Below are 25,370 nucleotides of genomic sequence, written 5' to 3' on the forward strand. Positions count from 1 at the left end.
CGCCGCCGCGCCTACCGCAGCATCTCGGCGAGCCGCTCGCCCGTCGCCGCCGCGAGCCCCCGGGCGAGCGCCCGGGGGTTCAGCTCGACCGCGACGGCCACCGCGTCCGGCGCGTGGGTGGCGAGCGGCGGCTCGACCGGCGCGTCCAGCCCGAGCAGGTGGCCGAACGAGCCGCCCGCCAGCTCGTTCCAGGCCGCGAGCAGCTCCTCCGAGGCGGCCTCCCCGCTCGCCGAGAAGTCGCCCGCCACCGCGATCGCGAGCGCGATCCCCTCGCGGGCGCTCGGCCTCGCGGCCGCGCCCACGGCGGTCGCCGCCGCGAGCAGCCCCCGCGCGCCGCGGGCGAGCTCCCCGTCGAACGGCCCCGGCGCGAACGCGCGCACGGGCGCCGGGCCGAGGCGGGCCTCGAGCGCGCGCAGCGGGCCGCCCGAGAGCGCCGCGGGCGAGCGCTTGAGGCGCCCGAGCGCGTACAGCGACGCGACGCGCGCCGGCCCGCGCAGCGGGCTGCCGCCGTCCTGCACGCAGGCCACGTCCTCGCCGAGCAGCACCAGCGCGTGCGGTCTCGTGCCGATGTCGCCCGTCACGCGCACGACGTCCGGGCGATCGAGCGCGCGCCGCTCCTTGCCCGTGAGCCGCCGCCGGAAGAGGCGCTCGATGGCGCGCGGATCGCCGCTGTGGCGCGCCACGTAGAGCGTGGCGTCGCCCGCCGGCCCCGCGCCCGCGTACGACGCGATCGCGGCCTCGCGCACCTGCCGCAGGTCGACGCCGGTCGCGCGGGCGTGCCGGGCCAGGTTCTCCTCGGGCGCCACGACCGCGATCGACGGGATGAGCCACGGCACCGCCGCGACCTCGCGGGGCCGGACGAGGATCAGCCACCTGAGCCCCGCCTGCGGCAGGAGGCGCGTCAGGTCCGCCGTGGCGAGCGGCGGCAGCGGCGGGCTCGGCCGGGCGGGCGGCCGCGGCGCGCCGCCGCACGAGGGCAGCGCGAGGCCGAGGGCGCAGCCCAGGACGCCGCCGAGCACGGCGCGCCGGCGAGGCGCTCGCCCGGGCGCGTCAGCCAACGACGAGGTAGGCGAAGCGGCGGTTCTTCGAGCCGACGCGGACCAGGTAGCGCTTCCCACGCTCGAGCTTGAGCTGCTCGTCCTTGACCACCTCGCCCTCGAGGTGCACCGCGCCGCCCTTCACGAGGCGCCGCGCCGCGGAGGTCGACTCGGCGAGCCCCGCCAGCGCCAGCGCGTTGCCGATCGGGATCGTGTCGCGGTCGCTCGCCACCTGGAGCTCCTCGATGTTCTCCGGCAGGCCGCCGGCCGCGACGCTGCGGCGCCGCTCGAGGGCCGCGCGCGCGTCCTCCGCCGAGTGGAAGCGGGTGACGATCTCCTGCGCGAAGAGCTCCTTCACCCCGATGACGCCCTGCTCGCCGCGGAGGACCGCCTCCCGCAGGGCGGCGATCTCCTCGGGCGGGCGCGACGACAGGAGCTCCATGTACCGCCAGATCACGCCGTCATCGACGAGCATCAGCTTCTGCAGCATGTCGAACGGCGGCTCGGTGATGCCGACGTAGTTGTCCGCGCTCTTCGACATCTTGGCGCCGACGACCTTCCCGTCCTCGACGCGCGCGTTCGTGCCCTCGAGGAGCGGCATCGTCATCACCATCTGGGCGCGCTTGCCGTAGCGGGGCATCAGGTCGCGCGCCACGAGCAGGTTGAAGAGCTGATCGGTGCCGCCGAGCTCGATGTCGGCCTCGAGCTCGACCGAGTCGTAGGCCTGGAGGAGCGGGTACATGAACTCGTGCACGTAGATGGGCCGCGCCTCCTCGTAGCGCTTCTTGAAGTCGTCGCGCTCCAGCATGCGGGCGACGGTGTACTTCGCGCAGAGCTCGATCATCTGCGTCGGATCGAGCTTGTTCAGCCACTCGGAGTTGTAGCGGACCTCGGTCCTGTTCTTGTCGAGGACCTTGAACGCCTGCGCCTGGTAGGTCTCCGCCGCGGCGACGACCTCCTCGCGCGAGAGCCGCGGGCGCAGCTCGTTCTTGCCGGTCGGATCGCCGACCATCGCCGTGAAGTCGCCGACCACGAAGACCACGTGGTGCCCGAGCTCCTGGAACTCCCGCATCTTCTGCATCACCACCGTGTGGCCGAGGTGGAGATCGGGCCGGGTCGGGTCGAAGCCGGCCTTCACGCGCAGCGGCTTGCCCTCGCGGATCCGCTCCTCGAGCTCGGCCCGGACGTGGAGGTCGACGACACCCTTGCAGAGGATCTGGAGCTGACGTTCGGCGGGGACCATGGGGGCCCGCTTCTACCGCGCGGCGGAACCGCCCGCCAGAGGGGCGACGCGCCTCGGCGCGCGCGGAGAGGGCGCAGGGAGCGACCAGGGCGCCGCGAGCGACGTCGTCACGCCGACGCCGTGGGGCGCGTCACGTCACGGACGCGCCGCGCGCCGCCTCATTCGTCGTCGCTCTCCTCGTCGTCCTCGTCCTCGTCGTCGTCGTCACCCGAGATCGCGTACGCGCGGCTCGCGTTGACGAGCTCCTTGAGCTCCTTGCCGACCTTGAAGAACGGAAGGCGCTTGGCGGGCACGGGCACCGGCTGGCCCGTGCGCGGGTTCCTGCCGCTGTAGGGCTTGTACGGCCTGACCGTGAAGCTGCCGAACCCGCGGATCTCGATGCCTTCGTTGCGCTGGAGCGCCTGCGTCATGGCGTCGAAGACGCAGTTCACCACGAGCTCCGCTCGAGCCTTGGTGAGCTCCCCCCGTCCCGCGATCGCGTCGATGAGCTCGCTTTTCGTCATGGTCCACCTCCCCCACCCGAGCGGACCGCCGCCGGCGCTCGACTTGCCGCTTTCCATCGCAGAGCTCCAGGGGATGCGCCGCTCCAGGAGCCGCACGACAACAGAATCCTATGAAAAGCTCGCATGTTACGGGACTAGCGGTCAACCGAATTCCCGCCCACAACGGAGAGCGCGTCGAGCGCGAAGAGGGCTTCGGTCCCTCCCGTTCCTCCCTGCCCTGTCTCCCCGCTCGCCGCCGCGTTCTCGCGGGCGAGGGCGAGCTCGATTCCGACGGCATCCTCCGGGATCGGGTGCGGCGGGAGCTCGGCGCAGGCGAGCGGCGCGCCGGGGGTGCTCGGCGCGGCAGGCTCGACCCGCCAGACGTGGAGCAGGGCGCCGTCGACGAGGAGACGCACCTCGCCGGCGCCGTCGCCCGAGAGCGCCACGCGCGGGCTGATCCGGGCGCCGCGGAGCCAGGGGGCGGGCAGGCCGACCCGGACGACGGCCTCGCCGCGCCCCGCCGCGTGCACCGCGAGCAGGCGCCCGCCTGACGCGCACGTGCCGCCGGCGTGCTCGGGCAGCGCGAAGGCGCCGCGCTGGTCGCGGGGTGGCCACAGCGACTCGCCCTCGATGCGGGCCTCGCCGGGCAGCACGGCGTCGAAGACGAGCGGCGTGATCGAGACCGAGGCGAGGCCGCCTCCGTCCGGGATCGCGAAGCCGTAGCGGTACGCGGGGGGGCGACCGCGGGCCTCCCACGCCATGCGGTCGATCGCGTCGCCCCGGTAGCGCAGCACCGCGACGTCCTCCGGCGCGGGATCGAAGCCGAGGTTGAAGCCGTGATCGGTGTCGACGAACACGAGGCCGCGCGAGACGCCCGCGCGCGCGACGGCGGCGGGGTCGAACATGGGCAGGCCGCCCTCGCGATCGCGGAGCGCGGCGTGCTCGAAGCCCGCGCGGAAGGCGAAGCCGGCGAGCGGGAGCGCCGCCGCGAGGAGCGCTGCCGGGAGGAGCGCTGCCGGGAGGAGCGCGCCACGCCGGCGCGCGGGGCCGCGCTCCGTGCGCGCCGCCGTCGCCGCGCGCTCGGCGAGCGCGAGGGCGGCCATGGCGGCGAGGACGTGCTCCACCGGCAGCACGTCGGCGAAGAAGCGCGCGCCGCCTCCCGGGTAGTTGCCGTCGAAATAGAAGGGGGCATAAGCGGCGATCTGGAGGAGCGGGGCGATCGCGAGGGCGCGTGAGCGCGGCCGCCGCCAGGCGATCACGGCGCCGGCGAGCACGAGCAGCGCGAGCGGCTCGGCGTTGAGCGCGTCGACGAGGTGGAGCTTCAGGCGGCGCAGCGTCGTGCCGGCAGCCGCAAGAAAGCCGTATCCTTCCGCGAGGTTGTGACGGACGAAGTCGCCGTGCTCGCCGAGGCAGCCGACGCCGGTGCCGAAGCCGTAGCGGAAGCAGCCGGGCGGGCCGTCCGAGACCGCGTAGTACGCGGCCTGCGACGAGGCGAAGGCGCCCGTCGCGGCGCGCTGGTGGGCCGCGAGCAGCGCGAGGCCGGGGAGGGCGCCGATCGCCATCGCCGCGGCGAGCCGCGCGAGCCGCGGCGAGGGGCGCGGCGGCGGAGCGCCCTCGCGCGGGCCGGCCGCCGCGCTCCCCGGCGCGATCGCCGGCAGGATCACGAAGGGCAGCGTCGCGGCGAGGGCGAGCGCGCTCGGCGGGCGCGTCGCCGCGAGCCAGCCGGCGGCGAGCCCGGCGAGCCCGGCGGCGCGGACCGCCGGACCGAGGGGCCCCGTCGCGGCGCCCGTCGATGCGGCGGCGCGGGCCTCGTCGAGCGCGCGCCGCGCCGACGCGAGCGCGACGGTGAAGCAGAGGGCCGCGAGCCCGTGCGACATCGTGTCGGCCGTGTGGTAGCGGAGCGCGGCGCAGAGCGCCGAGAAGAGCGCGGCGACGAGCGGAACGAAGCGGATCGGCGCGGCGCTCCCGGACGGGGCCGCGCCCTCCGGCGCGAACCGCGCGGCCAGGTCGTAGGTGGCGATCGCGAGCGCCGCGGCGAGCGCCGGGCCGACCGCGAGCGGCGCGCCCGCGAGGAAGCCGAGCGCGAGCAGGGCGGGGTAGCCCGGGGGGAAGAGGACCGCGACCTCGGCCGCGCCGCGCCCGGCCATCGCGTCGCTGCGGACGAGGAAGCGACCGAGCACGGAGGCCGCGGGCTCATCGAGCGGCCACGCGAGGTAGCCGGCCGCCATCGCGCGCGCCTCGAGCCAGTAGCTGGTCGCGTCGATGATGCGGGGGCCGCCCCGCAGGTAGACCGCGACGTACGCGGCCGAGAGCAGCGCCGCGACGACCGAGAGGGCCGCGGCGATCGCGGCGCCCAGGGCCGCGCCGGAGCGGGGCGCGGGGTCGCGGCCCGAGCGCGCGGCGCCGGGGCGTGGAGGCGCGGGGCCGGCCCGCGCGGCGGCGGGCGAGCGGCGGAGGAGCCAGGCGCCGGCGAGCAGCGCGGCGAGGGCGAGCGCGAGCGCGATCCATTGCGCGGCGTCGCGGGGCAGGCCGGCGCGCACGTCACTGTCCGGCGAGCGGGCGCGCGCCGGCGCCGCGCGCGGGGCGATCGAGGATCCAGACGTGGTGATCGACCCACTCCCCGTCGACCGGCGTGAGCGTGAGCGTGAACGTCTCGGGCAGGCCCTCGGGGAGGTCGAGCGAGGCCTCGGTCCAGCCGTCGCCCCTCTTGAGCGCGAGGTGGCCGATCTCCCGGCCATCCGCCGTCGCGCGGATCGTGGCGGCGCGGGGCGCGGCGGTGCGGACCACGAGCCTGCCCTGGCCCTCGCGGGGGGCGTGAAGGCGGGCCACCTCGCTCCTGCCGCCCGGGATGACGCGCCCCGCGTCGAAGCGATCCTGCCCTGAGCCGCGCGGATCCGGCAGGACGCTGAAGCCGACGAAGCCTGCCTGTGGCCGCGGAAAGGCGTAGCCGTGCTCCCGCTCGCTCACGAGATCGGCGACGTCGAGCTCGTCGACGATCCGCTCGTCCTCGCGCATCGACGCGGGCGCCGCGCCGTGCGCGAGCGGGCTCCAGTCGGCCTGGTAGATGACCTTCTCCGCGCCGCCGCAGATCACGTTGCCGACGACGGGGATCGCGGCGATCCGCCTGCCGAAGATGGCCGGGAGGTCGCCCCACCAGCCCGGGTAGATGGCCAGCGTGTCGGGGCGGTCGTCGGCGGGGATGCGCTCGATGAGCTCCAGCGAGGCGCCCAGGCCGTGGACGCCCGCGCGCGCGAACGGGAGATCGTGGTAGCCGCCGAGCCCGATGATGTCGAGGCCGGGCCGGTCCGACGCGTAGAGGAGCGCGCCCGCGTCCCCGACGAGGACGCGGCGGACGTCGAGCTGGGCGAGGAGCTTGCCGGCGACGAGGTGCTGATCGCGGATGTTGCGGCTGGCGCGGCCGAAGAACCAGATCTGGTCGCGCATCCTGGGCAGCTGGTGGGCCCAGAAGAGCGCGGCCACGGCGAGGGCGAGCGCGACGCGCGCGCACCAGAGGCCGCGCGAAAGGGCGCCGCCGCGGGCCGCGGCCGCGATTGCGCCGAGGGCCCCGAGCCGCGCTCTGATCCCGGCCGGGGCGCTCTCTGGCCGCTCCTGGCGGCGCTCGCCGCCGTTGGCCCACGCGGCGCGCGCCACGAGCAGCGCGAGCCCCATCGCCGTGAGCACCAGCAGCCAGGCGACCGCGGGCATGGTGTAGCGCTCGTTCTGCCAGCGGACCTGACCGTTCAGGGCCACGAGCGCGAGCCACCCGACGACCTGGACCCAGAGCAGCGCCGCGGCCCCGCGGGTCCTGCGCGAGGCGAGGGGGATGAGCGCGAGGGCGGGCACGAGCCAGCCCCAGGGGAGGGCGTCCGAGAAGTGGTGGTTGGTGTTGCGGGCGACGACGTACGTCGCGAGGAACTCGTAGGTGTCCCACTTCTCGGAGGACGTCATGTACGGGTTGTTCAGCGCCAGCTTGGCGATCGCGCCGCTCGCCGCCCATTCGCCGGTGAACACGCGGTTGGCGACCGCCTGGGCGAGGCACGCGAGCGCGCCGGGCACCGACGTCCGGAGCAGGGTCGCGATCGCCGCGCGCGCGCCGTGGGCCCGCTTCACGGCGATGGCCGCGTACACGCTCAGCGCCGCCACGCAGACGACCGACTCCGGCCGGGTGGCGTAAAGGAGCGCGCCGGCGAGGCCGGCGGCCCAGCCGAGGTGGGCGATGCGCTTCGGCGGCGCCTCGGCGCGCGCGTCATCGGCCGTCCGCGTTGCGAGCGTCGCGTCGGCCGCTCGGGCGACCGAGAGCGCGGCGAGGGTGGCGAGCGCCCAGACGCCGAGGTGGAAGGCGTTCTCCATCCCGCTGAACAGCGACCAGTCGAGCGCTCCGATGGAGAGCGCCACGGGCGGCAGCAGGTACTTCGCCCAGCGCCCGACGGGCTCGAGGAGCCGCGCGCCGACGAGCAGGAAGCCGAGCATCGAGGTGCACGCGACGATCGCCGCCCACTGCATCAGCAGGACGCCGCGGAAGCCGACGAGATAGCCGAGGGCGAGGACGAACGGGTAGCTCAGGCTCGTGTTCCCGCTCGAGAAGCCGTTGCCCTCGGACCACTCGAACGGGTACCCGCGCGCGGTGGCGCGGGCGTAATCGAAGTGGATGAAGACATCGTCGAGCGGCGCCGACCACATGCCGCCCGTCTGCTGGTGCATCGCGCTGTAGAACGCGACGGCGGCGTAGAGGACGCATACGCCGGCGTAGGCGGCGAACAGGACCGGATCGACGCGCGGCCAGGCCGCGACCAGGCGATCGAGCCAGCCGGGTGGCGCCGCCGGGCCGGCGCCCCGGGAGGTCGCGGTCTCGGTTCCGTCCGTTCCGTCGGAGGAGGCGCTGCTCGGGGGCGCTGCGCTTCCGGGCGGCGAGGAGGGACCAGGGTCGGCGCTGGACGGTGACACGCGGCTCTTTTACACGACTTTCACGCAGCCTGACCCGAGGAGCCCGCCGCGGAGGCTGAGGCGGCCAGCTCTGCCCAGCACGTTTGCAAGCGGCTGCTTCAGGATTGAAATAGGAAAGTCGTTTTACTAGCGAAAGTCCCCGAACTCCGAAGGGAAAGCTCCTGGCCCGCATCCTGCTCAGGGAGCAGTGCAGAGCGCCCGTGACGGTCTCCCCCCCGCCGTCGAGCGGGCGCTCTTTTTTTTCTCTGTTGCCTCGCTGGTCGGATGGCTGGCGGACGGATCTGCGGGTGTTCCTTGGCAGGCGCTTGCCGTCTGTGCTCGCCGGGCCTCCCGCCGTGTGCCCGTCTGCAGCGGTGGCGCGCCGCGGCCCGGGCGACCTGAGCTCTGGCCGTCCGTGTAGGATCCCGTCCACGGACCGCGACATCCGAGGGGGCTCATGCCTGCGCTACCGCCGTTTTCCCGTCTGTTCTTGCTGCTGTTCCTCTGGTGCTTTCTCGCTGCCTGCGCGTCGGGCGCAGTGACCCCGTCGGCGGTCGAGCGGCCGAAGACGGTGGTCCTCCCGGCTCCCTCGCCGACCGTTGCTGTAGCGGCCGAGCCGGAGCCGGAGCCGGGCACCGCCGTGCCCGTCACCCGCGCGGAGCCGTGGTGGGGCGAGCCGCTCGCGCCGGTCACCCTCGTGGTGTGGGGCGACTTCGAGTGCCCCTTCACCTCCCGGCACATGGCGACGCTGGAGCAGCTGAAGCAGGCCTACGGCCCCGATCGGCTGCGCATCGTCTGGAGGCACTTCCCGCTCGCGTTCCACAAGAACGCGCGCCCGGCGCACCTGGCGGCCGAGACGGTGTTCCGGCTCGGCGGGGCCGAGGCGTTCTGGAAGTTCCATCGGCTCGCCTTCGCCAACCAGCGCGCGCTCACGCCGGCGTCGTTCGAGGCGTGGGCCACCGAGGCAGGCGTCGATCGAGCGGCGTTCCGCGCGTCCTTCGACGGGCAGCGGCACGCGCCGAAGATCGACCGGGACCTCGAGGCCGGCCAGAGCGTGGGCATCCACGGGACCCCGGCGACCTTCGTCAACGGGGTGTTCGTCAGCGGGGCGTGGCCTGTCGACAAGTTCCGGACCCTCGTCGACGAGCAGCTCCGGGCGGCCGAGGATCTCCGGCGATCCGGCGTCCCCGAGGAGCGCGTCTACGCGGCGCTGTCCGAGCAGAACAAGGCGCCCGCGCCGGCCCCGAAGCCGCCCTCGCCGCCGGCCCCCGAGGACACGACCGTGTGGAAGGTGCCTGTCGACGGATCGCCGATCCGGGGCAACCCGGGCGCTCCGGTCACGCTGGTCATGTTCTCGGACTTCGAGTGTCCGTTCTGTCGCAAGGTCGCCCCGACCGTCGACGGCCTCGAAAAGAAGTACGGCGCTCAGCTGCGCGTCGTCTTCAAGCACAACCCGCTCCCCTTCCACCGTCGGGCCGAGCCCGCCGCGGAGCTGGCGCTGGAGGCCAAGGCGCAGAAGGGCGACGCGGCGTTCTGGAAGGCGTACGAGCTCTTGAAGACCGGGCCCCTCGAGGACGCGGACCTCGCGGCGCACGCGAAGTCCCTGGGCCTCGACGTGGCCCGCGCGCAGAGGGCCATCGCCGCGCGGCGCCACGCGGCGCGCATCGAGCGCGATCAGCGCCTCGCCGACGATCTCCAGGCGAGGGGGACGCCCCATTTCTTCATCAACGGCAGGCGTCTCGCCGGCGCCCAGCCGGCCGAGAAGTTCGAGGCCCTCATCGACGAGCAGATCGCGCGCGCCGCGAAGCTCGTGGCCGCGGGCACGCCGGCCGCGAAGGTCTACGACGCGCTTCAGAAGGACGCGAGGGCCGGCGACCCGCCCGAGCGGATCCTCGCCCCCGCGCCGACCAGGGACAACCCCGGCAAGGGCGCGAAGCCTGGCGCGAAGGTGACGATCCAGATGTTCGCCGACTTTGAGTGCCCGTTCTGCATGCGCGTCCAGGCCACGATCGACGGGATCATCGCCGCCTATCCGGGCAAGGTCCGCGTCGTCTTCAGGCACCTGCCGCTCCCCTCCCACTCGCGGGCGCCCCTCGCCGCCGAGGCGTCGATCGAGGCGTTCCGGCAGAAGGGCGAGGCCGGCTTCTGGGCGATGGCGCAGCGCCTGTGGCAGGACCAGTCCGAGAATGGGCTGGGCCGCGAGGCGCTCGAGCGCCACGCGGCCGCGATCGGCCTCGACGTGGCGAAGTTTGGCGCCGCGCTCGACTCGGGAGCGCACCGCGCGGCGGTCGAGGCGGACCGGAAGCTCGCCGAGCGCCTGCACATCACCGGCACGCCGTCTTTTGCCATCAACGACTACTTTCTCGGCGGCGCGCAGTCGACCAGACATTTCAAGCGCCTCGTCGACAGGGCGCTCGGCCCGCACGTTCCCCCCACGAAGGAGTCGCTTCACGGCGCGAGCAAGCCCGCGGCCCAGCCGGGTGCAGCGCAGCCGGCGCCGGCCCAGCCAGGGGCAGCGCCACCGGCGCCGGCCCAGCCAGGGGCAGCGCCACCGGCGCCGGCCCAGCCAGGGGCAGCGCCATCGGCGCCGGCCCAGCCCGGCGCTGCGCAGCCGCCGCCGGCTCAGCCCCCGCCGCCGGCCCAGCCCCCGCCGCCGGCCCAGCCCCCTGCGGCGGTCGGCCAGACGGGATAGCGAGCGTGCGCGGACCCCCCGCACGGGTCGAGCTGCGCGCGGGTCGATATGCAGAGTCGAGGATCACGGATCGTCCCCGGGCCGGATCGGATGTAGCCCGGTATCCCGCTTGCGCGCAGGGCGGCGGATCGCCTGGAGACGAAGGACGCGGGGTGTCCCCATTCACCGCGCGCTCCATGGCGCGCGCGGCTCGACAGCGGGTGACCTCCTGCCCCGCGGGGATACCCGGCGGCCGTTCAGTGGACGAACGGGTTCGTCCGCGGCGACTCGCGGCGCGGGCGGCGTGATTTCAGGACAGGCCCGATTCTTCTTGGCGGTCCCGGTTGAGAAGATTTCGCGCCATCCTCCAAAGGCGTCCGCGCGACCTCCGCGCGCTCTCCGCGCGGCCTGCGCGTTGACCCCCCTCGCGCGCGTCGAGTAGAACGATCTTCGCGCCAGAGCGCGCCACCCAGTCAGCGCCAGCGCGGATTGGAACCGCAAACGATGCGTTGGTTCGTCGAGATCTCGTCGTTAGGCCAGAACGCTCCGCCGAGCAGGAAGGTGTGCGTCGAGGCCCCGCAGTGGCAGCCCGCGCTGCAGAAGGCCCGGGCGCTCCGCGGCGATGGGGGCCCGCTCAACAATTTCTCGGTGGATCTGCTGGAGAGCGGCTACCGAGCGATCGATCCGGCGACGCGCGTGCGGTACGTGGTGCAGCGAGCCCCGGACGACGCGGCGCTGACGGACGGGACCGACACGCCGGCGGGCGCCTCCCCGGCCGGGGCGGCTTCTCCAAAGCCGGCCGAGCCTGCGGGGAGTGTCGCAAGGAAGCGCCCGATCGCGCCCACGGTCCCGTTCATCTCGATGGGGACCGCGCTCCTCGTCTCGGAGCCAGCGGGCGCCCAGGCGCAACCGGCGAAAGGCGGGGAGGCCGCGCCGGGGCGGGACGCGCCGCAGGAGCGAGGCGCCGAGCCGGAGCGAGCGCCCGCGGAGCTGCCGCCGTATCAGCTCATCTCGCAGCGCGAGGAGAACCCGTCCGAGCGCTCGCCGCTCACGTACCGAGAGCTCGTCTATGCGGTCGCGACCGGCACCCCGCGCGATCTCGTCAGCGCGCTGCTGATCGATCGGCTCGAGCGCGCACGGCAGCGCATCGACGACGCGCGACCGGGCAAGTTCATCCATATCGCCGTGTTCGATCACGTCTTCGACGGCCGGCCTCAGCGCAGTCCGCTCGCGACCCTCGCCTGGAAAGACTGGCGCTCGGCCGAACCCGAGATCCAGTTCCGCCCGCGCACCGGCGGCACCGCACCGCCGCCGGCCATGCCGCCTGCGGACGTGGCGCCGCCGGTTGCCGTGCCGCCGGTTGCGGCGCCGCCGGCCGCCGCGCCGCCTGCGGACGTAGCGCCGCCGGCCGCCGCGCCGCCTGCGGACGTAGCGCCGCCGGCTGCCGCGCCGCCTGCGGACGTAGCGCCGCCGGCTGTCGCACCGCCTGCGGACGTGACGCCGCCGGCTGCCGCGCCGCCTGCGGACGCCGCGCCACCGGCTGCCGCGCCACCGGCTGCCGCGCCGCCGGCAGACGCCGCGCCGCCGGCAGATGCCGCGCCGCCGGCGCACGTGCCACCGCCGGCCGCCGCGTATTCTGCGGACCTGCCGCGGCCAGCCCTCACGCCGCCGGCCGACGTGGTGCTGCTCGCCGTGCCGGCCGACCAGCAGGGGGCGCCGCCACGCCTCCAGCTCGTCCCGGAGCCGCCCGAGGTCGCTGCCCCCACGCCGGCGCCGCCGCGGCGGCGCTCCTCCTTCCCTCCGAAGAACGGGCGCCTCTCCGGCGACGACCTCATCGCCGAGCTGTTCGAGGCGTGCAGCGACCTGCACTTCCTCCAGGACACCCTCGCGGGCGCCGACTTCATCCTCGCGCTCACGCTCGACAAGATCCCGTGCGCCCTCGGCCTCGTGTCGCTGTTCGACATCAACCGGCGCGAGTTCGTGGTCGTCCGGCAGTACGGCGGCAAGAGCGCGCTCCTCGCCAGGCTGTCCGAGCGGGCGCCGCTCCCGCTGGCCGCGATGCGGTCGAGGCGCGCCGTCGTCGTGCCCGACGCGGCCAAGGACGAGCGCGTCATGGACGAGCGGTGGAAGGCGATCGGCGTCGAGCTCCGGAGCGTCATCTGCGCGCCCGTCGAGCTCGCGGGCCGCTACCTGGGCCTCCTCGAGATCGGAAACCCGCTCGACGGCAAGCCGTTCTCCGAGAGCGACGGCAACGCGCTCACCTACATCGGCCAGCAGTTCGCCGAGTTCGTCGGGGCGCGCGACGTGGTCCTCGAGCCCGGCCTCGTGACCGCGGGGGCGAAGAAGGCCGCCCGCTAGCGGAGCCGAGCGATGGACCTCCTCCCCTCCGCTGGGAAGCGCCATCGCGTCCCGTACTTCGCCCTCGTCCCCGCCATCGTCGTCGCGGTGCTCGTGCTCGGCGGGATCGCCCTGCGCACGACGCTGCAGATCGAGAAGGCGCGGCAGCAGACCGTCTTCGACGCGACGCTCACCCTCGCCGACGAGCGCGTCGACCGGCTCGACAAGCTGATCATCGCCCAGGACAACGTCGTCGCCGCGCACGTCGACGTGGCGAACCTCTCGGTCATCGCGCGGCGGTGGCTCCCCACGGCGGCCCGCGAGACGCCGACCGTGCGCGCCATCCTGGTCCTCGACATGGACAACGAGGCGCACGACGTGCTCGCGTTCGCCTCGCGCGGCGCGTCCGGGCGGGAGGACGACGCCTTCCGCAAGCTCCTGCTCGCCCGCCTCCTGCCGCAGATGAACTTCACCGGCGACACGACCGAGCTGCGCCACCTCCACCACGTCATCGATCAGCAGAGCCTGCTCGTGAGCTACTGGCAGCGCGAGCACATGGGGCGCAAGTGCCTCATCATCGCGTGGCACGAGGTGCCGCGCCTAGTCCACGAGGTGATGCCCCGGCTCTTCCGCGACCTCGATCGCGAGAAGAGCCGGATGAACGTCATCGACGAGGAGGGCCGCATCGTGTTCGGCCCGCCCATCATCGGCGGCGAGTTCACCGTCGGGCGCCCCTTCCCGACCACGCTCTACAACTGGCGCCTCCAGATGGCGCTCACCACGGCCGAGGAGCTCGGCGAGAAGGTCGAGCGGCAGCGCCTGATCGAGATCCTGATGGTCGGCTTCTCGGCCCTGGTGGCGCTCGCCGGGCTCGCGATCGTGGTGCTCGCCTCCGTGAACGAGCGGCGGCTCGCGGCGCTGAAGAGCGACTTCGTCGCGAACGTGTCCCACGAGCTCAAGACGCCGCTCTCGCTGGTCCGCATGTTCGGCGAGCTCCTCCTCGGCGGCCGCGTCCCCAACGACGAGAAGCGCCGCCAGTACCTGCAGATCATCGTGAGCGAGAGCGAGCGGCTCACCGCGCTCATCGAGAACGTCCTCGATTTCGCCCGCGTCGAGCGGGGCAAGGCCGCCTACGAGTTCGCGCGCGGGAGCGTCGCCGAGGTGGCGACGCGCGCCGTCGACATGTACCGCTACCGCGCCGAGCGCGAGGAGATGACCGTCGAGCTGACGATCGCCGAGGGGCTGCCCGAGGCGCTCATCGACGCGCGCGCGCTCGAGCTCGCCCTCGTGAACCTGCTCGACAACGCGCTCAAGTACGCGAAGGACGGCGGCCGCGTGGCCGTCGCGGTGGAGGCCGAGGGCGGGGGCGGCGGGCGCCTCGCCGCGCTGACGCGCCAGGCGAGGCAGGTCACCATCCGGGTGAGCGACCGCGGGCCGGGCATCGATCCCGACGAGCAGAAGCACATCTTCGAGCGCTTCGCGCGCGGGCGGCGGGCGAGCGAGCGGCAGGTGCGCGGCAGCGGGATCGGGCTCGCGCTCGTGAAGCACATCGCCGAGAGCCATGGCGGCGCCGTGCGGGTCGAGAGCCCGCTCACCGACGACGGGCGCGGCAGCGCGTTCGTCGTGTCGCTCCCCGCGCTGGAGCACGACGGGGAGGCGCAAGAGCGCGCCGCGAACGCCGAGCCGGTCGTGGTCGATCCGGCGCCGGACGCGGGGTCGCCGTGAGGGCGCGCGGGAGCGGCGAGGCGGCGCCCCGGCCGGGCGACGCCGCGATCAAGGCGGCGCCCCGGCAGCGGACGGACGCCGCGCGCAAGGCGGCGCCCCGGCCGACGGAAGCCGCGGTCAAGGCGGCTCCCCGGCGGAGGGACGCCGCGCGGGGCGCCGCGGGGGAGGCCGCGCGGGGCGCGGTGGTCAAGGCGGCGCTCGACGGGGTGCGCGCGCGGTGCGCCGTCGAGGAGCGCCGCGCGCGAGACCCGGTCTCCTTCGTCCATCGCTACACGGACCCGGCCGATCAGGAGCTCGTGGCGCTCATCGCCGCGTCGCTCGCCTTCGGCAACGTGAAGGCGCTGCACGCCAAGATCGGCGAGGCGCTCGATCGCCTCGGGCCGGAGATCGCCCTCACCGCCGACGACGCCCGGGCCGTCTCGGCGCGGCTGCGCGGCTTCCGGCACCGGATCTACCGCGATCGCGACCTCGTCGGGCTGATCGTCGGCGCTCGGCGGGTGCAGCGGGCCTCGGGCTCGCTCGGCGCCGCCTTTGCGGCCGAGCTCTCGCGCACCGGCGACCTGCGCCAGGCCCTCGGGGCCTGGGTGCGGTCGATCCGACGCGCCGGCGGCCTCGACCGGCGTCCGGACGATCGCGGAGCCGCGCACATCCTCCCCGATCCCGAGAAGGGCAGCGCCGCCAAGCGGCTCATGCTCCTGTTGCGGTGGATGATCCGCCCCGCGGACGGCGTGGACCTCGGCCTGTGGCCGGTGCCCCCGTCGGCCCTCCTCATCCCGGTCGACACGCACATCGAGAAGCTCGGCTACAACATCGGGCTCACCGATCGCAGGGGCGCCACCTGGAAGACGGCAGAGGAGATCACCGCGGCCCTCCGCGGCTTCGATCCAGCCGACCCGGTCAAGTACGACTTCGCCCTCTGCCACCTCGGCATGCTCCAGCAATGCCCGTCGCGGCGCGATCCGGTCCGCTGCCAGGGGTGCGGCGTGAAGCCGGTCTGCCGCCACTGGGACGAGTGAACACGCCCGCACGGCAAATTTCCGTCTGGAACGGCTACGACCTCGATCAGATCGAGAACGTGAAGGCCTTCGAATTTGAATCAGATTGCAACTGTGATTTGCAATCGTGCAATGATGGCTGGCTGCTTTTGGTGTAAGTATTTGAAAATCTATCCTGCGTGGGGCAGGCACAGAGCCTGCAAAATGACACGCGAGCGCCGTCGCGGAGACCTTCCCCCCCCAGGTCCGCGAGGCGCTTTTTTCATTTTGTCTCCGGTAAGCGCATGAGCGCGGCCGTCCGGCAGACGGCACGGCAAGAAGAGCGCCGCAACCGAGCCCCCCCGAGCTCTGCTGCGGCGTTCTTCTTGCCGTGCCCCCTTTCCCGGGTGCTTACGGGACCCTTGCCAGCTCTCTCGTCGCCCTCGTGTGTTGCGATCCGCATGCCACGTTCCGGGTTGGTAGATCTGGAACCTTTGTGCACGCCTGTGCTGGAGCTCTCGATCTCGCGCCGCGGTAGGCCTGGGCACATGGTCATGTCCTCGCGAGACGCGAATCCCAGGGAAAACGAGCCGTTGCCAACGTGCGTTTCCGCCAGGGGCCGTCGCCCCGCGCGCTGTCCGGCGCGATGGGGTGGAGTGGCTTCCGAACGCTGTGTGACTTTTTCACGCGCTGCGGGAGACGATCGTGAAACGTGCTGTTCCCATGGATTCATGATCATCCAGACGAGCGAGCTGGGTTGCGGCCTCGACGAGCGACTGGCCTGTGTTCCGTCCTTCCTGGTGGACAGGAATGTCGAGGTTGCCTGCATGCGGAAGCAGCGCCAGCAGGTAGATTGACCGTATGGTCTGGACATTCGGGGCAACGCTCCTGGTGGCGCTGGCGCTCGCGGTGCTGGCGGCGATCGGGCTGTGGGCGCACCTCCTTTACTGGGTCAAGCGGCTGACGCTGCCGCTCGAGTACAGCGTGGAGGAGGTCCTGCGGACCGAGGATGGCGCGCCGATCGAGATCCGCCGCGTCCCGCGCCCGGACGGCGCGGAGGCGCAGCCGGACCTGCCGCCGATCCTGCTGGTCCACGGGCTCGCCGCGAACCACAGGAACCAGGACATCCACCCCGATTACTCGCTCGCTCGCCACCTCGCCACGCTCGGACGCGACGTGTGGTTGCTGACGCTGCGCAGCGGCCGCCTCCTCACCCGCGCCGAGCGCCGCAGCGTCCGGTTCTCCGCCATGGTCCGGTACGACCTCCCCTGCGCCATCGAGGCGATCCTGGAGCGCACCGGCGCCCGTTCGCTGGATTATGTCGGCTTCTCCATGGGGGGCATGCTCCTCTATGCGGCGCTTGGCCGGAGCGTCTCCGGCGATCGGGTCCGCCGCGTCGTCATCGTCGGCTCGCCTGGCCGGCTCACCACGCCGGTGCGCCTCATGCGCTTCCTGCCGGGCCGGCTGCTGCCGGGCGTCCCGCTCCGCCTCATGGCACGCAGCGTCGCGTTCGCGTCGGAGTGGCTGCCGACGCCGATCCATCACGCCGTGGCCAACCCGCGCAACGTGCCTCCCGGCGTCACGCGGCTCGCGCTCGTCAACTGCATCGAAGACATCCCTGCAGCGCTGAACGCCGACTTCGCCGCGTGGATGGCGGGCGACGGGGAGATCCGCGTGGACGGCGAGAGGGTCCTGGACGGCCTCGCCTCGGTCGCGGCTCCGGCCCTGTTCATCGCGGGCAGCGCCGACAGGATAGCCCCCGCCTCGGCGGTGCGCGCGGCGTTCGACGCATGGGGGCGCGATCGCCCGGAGACGCCGAAGCGCTTTCTCGTGCTCGGGCGCGACTTCGGAGCGCGGGAAGATTACGGTCACGGCGATCTGGCCGTCGGCGCCTATACCGGCGTCGAGCTCTTCGAGCCCATCGCTCGTTTCCTCGGCCCCGATCTGCAGGCCGAAGACGCGCCGGGGCCCGAGACGGGCGCTGTGGCGCTGGAGGCCATCCAGGCGCGTCAGCCGACATCCGACGAGGCCGCTCCGATGCCGGATCTCCCGGCCGCCTGACGCCCGTGGAGGTCGATCGCGCGCGCGTGGACGTGCGGTGATCGACGATTGCAGAGCGAAAGCGAAGAGGCGTATCCTCGGCGCCGGATCTCTCGGAGCCACGCGGTGGCCGGCCTGTCCGCCGAAGGATGTTCATGAGTCACCCCGGATTGCGCGCCAGATTCGAGCCGTCGTCGATGGCGCTCTGGCTGACGGTCGCGGCGCTCGTCGCCCTCGCCGCGTCCTGCGCGGAGGACTCGGCCGTCGCGCCGTGTGATGACGGCCTCACGCCGTGCGGGGGAGCGTGCTTCGACACGCAGGCCGATCCGGATCACTGCGGCGGCTGCGAGGGCGTCTGCGCGAGCGGGGCGCGGTGCGAGGCGGGCGTGTGCGTCGGCGGGGGCGGAGGCGGGGGCGGGGGCGAGGCGGGCGGCGAGCCGTGCGCCTCCGGCCTCGTCGCGTGCAGCGGCGGCTGCGTCGACCTCGCCACCGACGCCGCCCATTGCGGGCGCTGCGGCCAGGAATGCCCGGCCGAACAGCGGTGCGAGCGCGGCGCCTGCCGCTGCGCCTCCGGCTTCACCGCGTGCGGCGGCGGCTGCGTGGACGTGAAGAGCGATCCGCTGCATTGCGGGGCCTGCGAGGCCCGCTGCCCCCTCCACGAGACGTGCGTGGAGGGGGCGTGCGTCTGCGACGAGGGCTTCGCGATCTGCAGCGGCAGGTGCGTCGATCTGGCCGTCGACCCGGCGCATTGCGGCGCGTGCGGCGCGGCGTGCGCCCCGGGGCTGTTCTGCCGGGAGGGCGCGTGCGCCTGCGCCGCCGGCGACTACGAGGACGTCGGCTCGACGGTCCCTCGGCTCCTGACGGGCACCACGGTCGGCGCGGAGACCTATTTCCCGCTCGCCTGCATGGGAGTCGGCTCGACCCAGTTCGTCTACAGGTTCACGGCGGAGGAGGCCGGCAGGTACAAGTTCGACACCGCCGGGTCGAGCTACGACACCGCCATCGGCGTCCTGGATTTCGACGCCTGCGAGGAGCTCGCGTGCAACGACGATCGCGGGGGAGCCGTGACGGGCAGCGCCTCGGTGGCCCTCGAGGAAGGGCAGAGCGTCCTCCTCGTCGTCTCGGGCTACGACGGCGCGCAAGGCGACTTCGCCCTTCACCTCGACCGGATGGCGCCGCCGGCGTGCCCGCTCGACACCCTCGCGACGGGGCTCCCGCTGAGCATCACCGGGAACACCTGGGGGCTCGGCGACGCCGTCTCGACGCATTGCGGTTCAATCGACACCTCCGACGCGAGCTATCGCTTCACCGCGCCGCGCGCCGGCCGGTACGTCTTCGACACGTCCGGATCCACGTTCGATACCGTCCTCGAGCTGCGCAGGGGGTCCTGCTCCGGGACGGTGATCTCTTGCAACGACAACGACGACGACAATGCCATGGGAGCCAAGACGTCGCGCCTCGTCGCGAACCTCGCCGAGGGCCAGACGGTCGTCGCGGTCGTCGACGGCGTCGACGGCGGATCCGGGCCATTCACGCTCAACGTCTCCGAGTACGTGCCGCCTCCCTGTCCGGAGCTCACGCTCGACGCCACGTTTCCGCAGACGGTGACGGGCACCACGGCTATCCCGGATCGCGTGAGCGCCGTCCCGTCGCCTTGCACCAGCGACAGCGGCCCCGAGGCCACCTATGCCTTCACCGCGCCGGCGACCGCGCTCTACACCTTCGATACCTTCGGCTCCTCCTTCGACACCGTCCTGCACGTCCACGAGGGGACATGCAGCGGTGAGAGCGTCGCGTGCAACGACGACACCTCTGGCCGGCAATCGCAGGTGAAGGTGATGCTCCGCGAGGGAGAGACCATCTCCGTCGTCGTGGACGGCTACGCTCCAGTCGCCTCCGGCCCCTTCCAGCTCAACGTGAGCCAGACCTTCGTCCTCCCGTGCCCGCTGATCGATCTCGGCTCGACGGTGCCTCAGACAGTGACGGGGACCACCGCGGATGCGGCCGACGTCCTGCGCCCGAGCTGCGGCAGCGGCGCCGGCGAGGTGACCTACCGCTTCACCGCGCCCGCGGCCGGCACCTACATCGTCGATACGTTCGGATCGAGCCTCGACACGGCGCTCTCTGTCCTCGACGGCAGCTGCTCCGGGGCCGAGCTCGCGTGCAACGACGACGCGCCGGGAAGCGGGCAGTCGCGGCTGACGCTGGAGCTCACCGAGGGGCAGACGGTCGTCCTCCTCGTGGACGGCAGCGCCGCGGGCGCGTCGGGCGATTTCACGCTCACCATTGCGCCGTTCTCCGGCGGCGGCACCTGCTCGACGGCGATCGATCTCGGCTCCGTCGTCCCGCAGCTCGTGACAGGGAGCACCGCGGAGCAGCCCGAGTCCGTCCGCCCGGCCTGCGGCTCCTCGTCGAATGCTCCAGACACGATCTACCGCTTCACCGCGCCGGAGGACGGGCTCTACGTCTTCGATACGTTCGGTTCGAGCTTCGACACGATACTCCAGATCTTGAAGGAGAGCTGCAAGGGGACGTCGCTCGGGTGCAACGACAACACGGACGGTCAGCAGTCGCGGGTCGCCCTCGGCCTGGCCGCCGATCAAAGCGTCCTCGTCGTCGTCGACGGCCTCGGCACGAGCTCCGGCGACTACGTGCTCCATGTGGACCGGTTCACCGGCCCGGGGACCTGCGCGACGGCGATCCACCTCGGATCGCCGCTGTCGATCACCACGACCGGCACCACGCGTGGCCAGCCCGACGTGGTGAGGCCGAAATGCGTGCCCGCGGTGTACGCGTCCGCTCCGGAGGCGGTGTTCACCTACACCGCCCCGATCCGCGGCACCTATGTCATCGATACGATCGGTTCGTCGTTCAACACCGTCCTTCACGTCCACACGCGTGGCTGCACCGGCATCGAGCTGCAATGCAACGACGATCTCACCAGCTCACAAGCGTCGAAGGTGCAGATCGAGCTCGCCCCCAACCAGACCATCACCGTGGTCGTCGACGGGTACAATGGAGCGTCCGGCGACTTCACGCTGAACATCGCCAAGCTCTGAGTCCGCGCTGGCTGTGCCCTGGCGACGGCGTCTGTCGCGTCGAGCCCGCGAGGGCGCGTCTCCGCGGCGCGGCGCGGCGAGCGCGGTCCGGGCCGCGGCTCGACCTGCGCGCCGCCAGCCGAGCACCCCCGCCGGTTGCGGATGCGTCGGCCGCAGGCGTATCCTGGCGCGCGCCTCGTTCTCCGCGCGGCTCGTTCTCCGCTCGCCTCGAGCGGCCACGCACCCCCAAGGATGGCCATGAACAGATCCGGATTGCGCCCCAGGCCCGCCCTGTCGTCCGCCGCGCTGCTCCTGGCCGCGGGGGTCGTCCTCGCGGCGTCCTGCGCGGAGAGCCCCGGCGCGTCGAGCGAGTGCCCTGATGGGCTGTCGTGGTGCAATGGAGAGTGCGTCGATCTCCAGGCGAGCGCCGAGCACTGCGGCGCGTGCGGCGAGGCCTGCGAAGAGGGGCAGCTCTGCGTGAAGGGCCGCTGCGGCGGGGGCGGCGGCGGCGAGGACGGCGGCGGTATCGGGGCCGGCGTCGGGGGCGGGGAGGAGTGCGGAGAAGGCGAGACCGACTGCTCAGGCCAATGCGTGAACCTCGAGGCCGACCGGTGGAACTGCGGCGATTGCGACGTCGAGTGCGCGGAGGGGCACGTCTGCGCGGACGGCTCCTGCGCATGCGCGGGCGACCTCACGGACTGCGACGGCGCCTGCGTGGATGTGCTGAGCGACAGGCGCAACTGCGGCGAGTGTGATTCCAGCTGCGCGCCTGCCCAGTCGTGCGTCGCCGGCGTCTGCACCTGCCCCGCCGGCCTCGCGACGTGTGATGGCGCGTGCGCCGATCTGCAGACGAGCCAGCTCCACTGCGGCGCTTGCGGCGTGGCGTGCGAGCGAGGGGCGGTATGCCAGGCAGGCGCCTGCACCTGCGTCCTCGGGACGTATGATGAGCTCAGCGACACGTTCCCGCAGACGATCACGGGGACCACCATCAGCGGTGAGACGAACTACGATCTCGCGTGCCTGGCCGCCGGCTCGTCGGAGCGGGTCTACCGCTTCACGCCGTCCGTGGCGGGGACGTACACGCTGGACACCGTCGGGTCCACCTTCGATACGGCCATCGGGGTGCTGGGAGCGACCACCTGCGCTCAGCTCGCTTGCAACGATGACATTGCCCCCGGGGTCGCCGAATCGAGGGTCCGCGCGGTCCTCGAGGCGGGCCAGCAGGTCCTCATCGTGGTGACCGGCTTCGACGGAGGGGAGGGCGATTTCACGCTCAACATGGCGAAGGCCGATCCGCCGAGGTGCCCTGGGTGGGTGATAGACGCTCCGCTCCCGGCGACCGTCACCGGCAACACCGAGCACTTCGGCGACGCGATCAGGCCGAGTTGCGGAGTCGCAGACAGCCCCGACGCGAGCTACAGCTTCACGGCGCCGGCGGCCGGGAAGTATGTATTCGATACCTTCGGCTCCGGGTTCAACACGATCCTGGAGCTGCACGACGGCGGGTGTGATGGCGACGTGCTCACCTGCTCCGACGACGCAGGAGAAGGGTCGCAGTCGCGCGCCACGGTGGAGCTCCGCGCCGGCCAGAAGGTCGTGGCGGTGATCGACGGCTTCGAGGGCGCGCGTGGGCCCTATACGCTGAACGTCGCCGCGTGGGCTCCGCCCATGTGCCCCATGGTGGATCTCGGCTCCACCTACCCGCAGACGGTCACGGGCCGCACGTCAGGCCTCGACGGCGTACTCCAGCCCCCGGCGGACTGCGCCAAGGGCAATTCCCCCGAGGTCAGCTACAGCTTCACGGCGCCCATCGCCGGCCGGTACACATTCGATACGATCGGCTCGACCTTGGACACGGTGCTCCACGTTCACGACGGCAGCTGCACGGGCGCCTTGCTCGGGTGCAGCGACGACGCGGAGGGCTTGGCGTACCAATCGCAGGTGTCCACGCCCCTCGCGCAGGGGCAGACGGCGTATGTGGTCGTGGACGGCGCGTCCGGGAAGCACGGCGCGTACACGCTCAACGTGAGCGGCACCCCGAGCCCCCCGTGCCCGGAGAAGGCGCTGGAGTCGGTCGTCCCGCAGACCGTGGAGGGGAACACCGTCGGCGCGGGCGACTACGTGAGCGCGCCGTGCGGCGTGCCCGGCGGCGAAGACAGGGCGTACGGCTTCACGGCGCCGGCCGACGGATTGTACGTCTTCGATACGTTCGGATCGAGCTTCGACACGGTCGTCCACGTGCACGCCGGCACGTGCGGCGGCGCGGTGCTCGGCTGCAACGACAACGCCGTGGTCGTCCAGTCGCGGCTCGTGGTGCCGCTCGCCGCGGGGCAGGAGACCGTCGTCGTGGTCGATGGCGCCAACCCTGAGGCCACGGGCGAGTTCGAGCTCAACATCAGCCTGTTCCAGGGGGACGGCATCTGCGGGAACCCCATCGACCTCGGCTCGACGGTCCCGCAGACGGCGATGGGCTCCACCCTGTTCCAGCCGAACTCGGCCACACCGAGCTGCGTCCCATCGAGCGGCAACGACAGGGTCTATCGCTTCACCGCGCCGGCGGACGGGACCTACGTCATCGACACGCTGTCGTCGAACTTCGACACCGTCCTTCACGTGCACGACGGCGACAGCTGCTCCGGCCCCGAGCTCGCGTGCAACGACAACGCGGTCATGGCCAGCTCGAGCGTGACCGTGACCCTCACCGAAGGGCAGGTGATCACGATCATCGGCGACAGCCGACGCGCCGCTTCCGGCAATCTCACCCTCAACATCGCCGCTGTCCCTTGAGCAGGGCGCGCCCCGCTCGGCGACCCGTCGGCCAGCGGGGCCCCGGGCGGGGAGCGCGGCGGCTCGACCCTCCGGGGCACGGCCGCTGTGGCGGGTCGGCCGCCGCGGCGGCCCCGGCCGGGGGGCACGGGCCGGGGAGGGGAGGCGCGGATCGACGCGCGTGGGGGCAGGTGGAGCGGCATGGAACGATCGGGAGCCATGGAAGGCGGCCAGCGCTCTCGTCGGTGAGCGACGCGGGCGACGTGTCGACGCGCACGCCCTAGGAGTTTTCTTGAGAGCGGCGCCCGCCCGTGCGAGTCTCGGCCCCCTTGGGACTTGCGCCCGTCGTCCGGGACGCGCCCCTGTGATCCGGGTCGAACCATGCCAAAGGAACGCGTGTTCTCCCTCGATGCCGTTCGGACCGACGGCTGGTTCGAGCGCATAGGCGACGGCATCGGCAGCTTCCAGGCGCTCTGCGAGATCGTGGGCGAGGCGTTCTTTGCCTTCTCGATGATTACGGGCGCCCGCATCACGGCGCTCACCGTCGACCGCCGCAACCCGGACAACACCCTGGTCGACTTCGTTATCGCGCCGCCGGGCGAGGAGGACATCGACGGCGACGTCCAGCGGCTCACGCTCGCGGACTTCCGCCACCGCCTCGTCGGCGCCCTCCTCACGGAGGACACGACGCCGCCCGCGCCCGAGCGGGACACCGACCTCGAGGGCATCCAGCTCCACATCGGCGTCCGCTACCTGCTGCTCGCCCCGCTCTACGGCTACAGCCTCCGCAAGCTCGCCGTCGAGGGGAAGACCTCGCGCCTCCTGCTCCTGCGCGACGGCATCGAGGAGACCCACGAGCTCAACGAGTTCCGCGCCCGCATCCGCTCGCACGTGCGCGACGAGCTCGAGCGTGCGTCGGCCGGCGCGCGCTCCGCCATCGATCTCACGAAGGTCGCCGAGGCCGAGGTCGCCTCGCAGCGCGGCGACTTCCCGAAGGTGATCCAGCTGCTCGGCACCTGGCCGGCCCCGCTCGCGATCTTCCTGCGCACGCCCGAGGGGCAGATGCTCACGCCGGACGCCCGCAGCCTGATCGCCAAGGGACTCGGCCTCCTCGGCACCGCGTGCGTCAAGCTCGGCGAGGAGCACCAGGGCGAGGAGGTCATGCGCCTCGCCGTCCAGTACGCGCACGACGGGGCCGCGGCCGGCGACATCTTCCGCCGGCTGGGCGAGGCCATGCTCGAAGACGGCCGGGCCGGCGAGGCCATCGGCCCCCTCCGGCGCGCCGCCAACCTCGGCGCCCCGCCGAAGCAGATCTGGCCGCTGCTCGCGCGGGCGTTCGTGCAGCGCAAGAAGTTCGTCGCCGCCCTCGCCTGCGTCCGCGAGGCGCGGAGCGTGGGCGTGGCGGACGCCGACATGGTGGAGGAGATCCGGGAGATCGAGGCCAGCCTGGGGACGGCGCTCACCGCGTGGCGAGGGCTGGTCCTGGCCGCGAACCGCTCCTAGGATCGCGGCCCGCGCGTTGGTTGGTTGACCGACCGCCGACCGCCTCCATTGACACCCCCGCGGCGGCCGACTAGATCCGGCGCGGATTAAGCCGGGATCGCTCGGATTTTTGCTGCTCCAGGCAGCATCGCCGCGTCGCTCTCACCTTTTTGGACTGCATGGTTCGGGGCCGTGGGCCCCGAGGTCTCGCCCCGAGACGCCGCGCGCCTCGGCGAGATGGTCGACCCCTCCAGGGGTCGACACGTAGGAGTGCTCTCTCGATGGCCACCTACATCCCCCTGTTCCTGCTGTTTCTCGTCGCCGCGATCATCGCGCTCGCGATGTTCACGCTGACGTCGCTGCTCGGCCCGAGGAACCCGACGCCCGAGAAGATGATCCCGTACGAGTGCGGCAGCGACTCGACGGGCGGGCGGTTCGTCAAGCCGAGCGTGAAGTTCTACCTGACGGCGATCCTCTTTGTCGTGTTCGACATCGAGGCGGTGCTCATCTACCCGTGGTCGGTCCAGTTCCGGAACCTCGGGTGGACGGGCCTCGCGACGATGAGCTCGTTCGTCGCGCTGCTCGTCGTGGCGCTCGTGTACGTGTGGAAGAAGGGAGCTCTGGAATGGGAGAAGTGAAGGCCGGTGGGCCC

General features: G+C 72.8%; 15 protein-coding genes. 10 read left to right on the forward strand and 5 right to left on the reverse strand.

What is annotated here, in order from left to right; translation table 11 throughout:
* Window positions 1–11 precede the first annotated feature (11 nt).
* The 5 genes from WMF34_RS02770 to WMF34_RS02790 all read right to left on the reverse strand — a co-directional run bounded on the left by WMF34_RS02770 (window position 12) and on the right by WMF34_RS02790 (window position 7,706).
* Complete coding sequence (locus WMF34_RS02770; protein ID WP_437992331.1) at window positions 12–1,058, reverse strand: hypothetical protein; 1,047 nt, start codon at window positions 1,056–1,058, stop codon at window positions 12–14.
* Window positions 1,051–2,280 carry a tyrosine--tRNA ligase gene (tyrS, locus tag WMF34_RS02775; RefSeq protein ID WP_012233144.1) on the reverse strand — a complete coding sequence of 410 codons (1,230 nt, stop codon included), beginning with the start codon at window positions 2,278–2,280 and terminating at the stop codon, window positions 1,051–1,053. Before tyrS ends, WMF34_RS02770 begins: the two co-directional genes overlap by 8 nt.
* A 158-nt stretch (window positions 2,281–2,438) precedes the next feature.
* Window positions 2,439–2,783 (reverse strand): HU family DNA-binding protein, encoded by a 345-nt coding sequence (locus tag WMF34_RS02780; protein WP_012233145.1) that lies wholly within the window; start codon window positions 2,781–2,783, stop codon window positions 2,439–2,441.
* Between the two features lie 134 nt (window positions 2,784–2,917).
* Complete coding sequence (locus WMF34_RS02785) at window positions 2,918–5,302, reverse strand: hypothetical protein (RefSeq protein ID WP_437992332.1); 2,385 nt, start codon at window positions 5,300–5,302, stop codon at window positions 2,918–2,920.
* Window position 5,303: 1 nt separating this feature from the next.
* Window positions 5,304–7,706 (reverse strand): hypothetical protein, encoded by a 2,403-nt coding sequence (locus WMF34_RS02790; RefSeq protein WP_437992333.1) that lies wholly within the window; start codon window positions 7,704–7,706, stop codon window positions 5,304–5,306.
* Window positions 7,707–8,142: 436 nt separating this feature from the next.
* Here WMF34_RS02790 and WMF34_RS02795 point away from each other — a divergent pair, with 436 nt between their 5' ends.
* The 10 genes from WMF34_RS02795 to WMF34_RS02840 all read left to right on the forward strand — a co-directional run bounded on the left by WMF34_RS02795 (window position 8,143) and on the right by WMF34_RS02840 (window position 25,356).
* Window positions 8,143–10,377 (forward strand): DsbA family protein, encoded by a 2,235-nt coding sequence (locus WMF34_RS02795; RefSeq protein ID WP_437992334.1) that lies wholly within the window; start codon window positions 8,143–8,145, stop codon window positions 10,375–10,377.
* A 483-nt stretch (window positions 10,378–10,860) separates the two neighbouring features.
* Window positions 10,861–12,714, forward strand: coding sequence for a GAF domain-containing protein (locus WMF34_RS02800; RefSeq protein ID WP_437992335.1), 1,854 nt, complete (start codon window positions 10,861–10,863; stop codon window positions 12,712–12,714).
* Window positions 12,715–12,726: 12 nt separating this feature from the next.
* On the forward strand, window positions 12,727–14,418 hold the full coding sequence (locus tag WMF34_RS02805; RefSeq protein ID WP_437992336.1) for a sensor histidine kinase: 1,692 nt from the start codon (window positions 12,727–12,729) through the stop codon (window positions 14,416–14,418).
* On the forward strand, window positions 14,415–15,434 hold the full coding sequence (locus WMF34_RS02810) for a TIGR02757 family protein (RefSeq protein ID WP_437992337.1): 1,020 nt from the start codon (window positions 14,415–14,417) through the stop codon (window positions 15,432–15,434). Before WMF34_RS02805 ends, WMF34_RS02810 begins: the two co-directional genes overlap by 4 nt.
* A 689-nt stretch (window positions 15,435–16,123) precedes the next feature.
* A complete protein-coding gene (locus tag WMF34_RS02815; protein ID WP_437992338.1) occupies window positions 16,124–16,249 on the forward strand; it encodes a hypothetical protein in 126 nt (41 codons plus the stop codon).
* Between the two features lie 4 nt (window positions 16,250–16,253).
* A complete protein-coding gene (locus WMF34_RS02820) occupies window positions 16,254–17,453 on the forward strand; it encodes an alpha/beta fold hydrolase (protein WP_012233153.1) in 1,200 nt (399 codons plus the stop codon).
* A gap of 134 nt (window positions 17,454–17,587) precedes the next feature.
* Complete coding sequence (locus tag WMF34_RS02825; protein WP_437992339.1) at window positions 17,588–20,491, forward strand: MXAN_6577-like cysteine-rich protein; 2,904 nt, start codon at window positions 17,588–17,590, stop codon at window positions 20,489–20,491.
* Between the two features lie 237 nt (window positions 20,492–20,728).
* Window positions 20,729–23,257, forward strand: a complete 2,529-nt coding sequence (locus WMF34_RS02830) for an MXAN_6577-like cysteine-rich protein (RefSeq protein ID WP_437992340.1) — start codon at window positions 20,729–20,731, stop codon at window positions 23,255–23,257.
* 375 nt (window positions 23,258–23,632) lie between these two features.
* A complete protein-coding gene (locus WMF34_RS02835; protein ID WP_157907453.1) occupies window positions 23,633–24,739 on the forward strand; it encodes a hypothetical protein in 1,107 nt (368 codons plus the stop codon).
* Window positions 24,740–24,999: 260 nt separating this feature from the next.
* Window positions 25,000–25,356 carry an NADH-quinone oxidoreductase subunit A gene (locus WMF34_RS02840; RefSeq protein ID WP_012233157.1) on the forward strand — a complete coding sequence of 119 codons (357 nt, stop codon included), beginning with the start codon at window positions 25,000–25,002 and terminating at the stop codon, window positions 25,354–25,356.
* Window positions 25,357–25,370 lie beyond the last annotated feature (14 nt).

The sequence above is a fragment of the Sorangium sp. So ce145 genome, assembly GCF_051525985.1.
Lineage (GTDB): Bacteria > Myxococcota_A > Polyangia > Polyangiales > Polyangiaceae > Sorangium > Sorangium cellulosum_B.

Bases quoted from the DNA above. Each gene is read 5' to 3' on its own strand.
- WMF34_RS02780 (WP_012233145.1), bottom strand. From the start codon at position 2,783: ATGACGAAAAGCGAGCTCATCGACGCGATCGCGGGACGGGGGGAGCTC.
- WMF34_RS02830 (WP_437992340.1), top strand. From the start codon at position 20,729: ATGAACAGATCCGGATTGCGCCCCAGGCCCGCCCTGTCGTCCGCCGCG.
- WMF34_RS02815 (WP_437992338.1), top strand. From the start codon at position 16,124: ATGATCATCCAGACGAGCGAGCTGGGTTGCGGCCTCGACGAGCGACTG.
- WMF34_RS02820 (WP_012233153.1), top strand. From the start codon at position 16,254: ATGGTCTGGACATTCGGGGCAACGCTCCTGGTGGCGCTGGCGCTCGCG.
- WMF34_RS02805 (WP_437992336.1), top strand. From the start codon at position 12,727: ATGGACCTCCTCCCCTCCGCTGGGAAGCGCCATCGCGTCCCGTACTTC.
- WMF34_RS02840 (WP_012233157.1), top strand. From the start codon at position 25,000: ATGGCCACCTACATCCCCCTGTTCCTGCTGTTTCTCGTCGCCGCGATC.
- WMF34_RS02795 (WP_437992334.1), top strand. From the start codon at position 8,143: ATGCCTGCGCTACCGCCGTTTTCCCGTCTGTTCTTGCTGCTGTTCCTC.
- WMF34_RS02800 (WP_437992335.1), top strand. From the start codon at position 10,861: ATGCGTTGGTTCGTCGAGATCTCGTCGTTAGGCCAGAACGCTCCGCCG.
- tyrS (WP_012233144.1), bottom strand. From the start codon at position 2,280: ATGGTCCCCGCCGAACGTCAGCTCCAGATCCTCTGCAAGGGTGTCGTC.
- WMF34_RS02825 (WP_437992339.1), top strand. From the start codon at position 17,588: ATGAGTCACCCCGGATTGCGCGCCAGATTCGAGCCGTCGTCGATGGCG.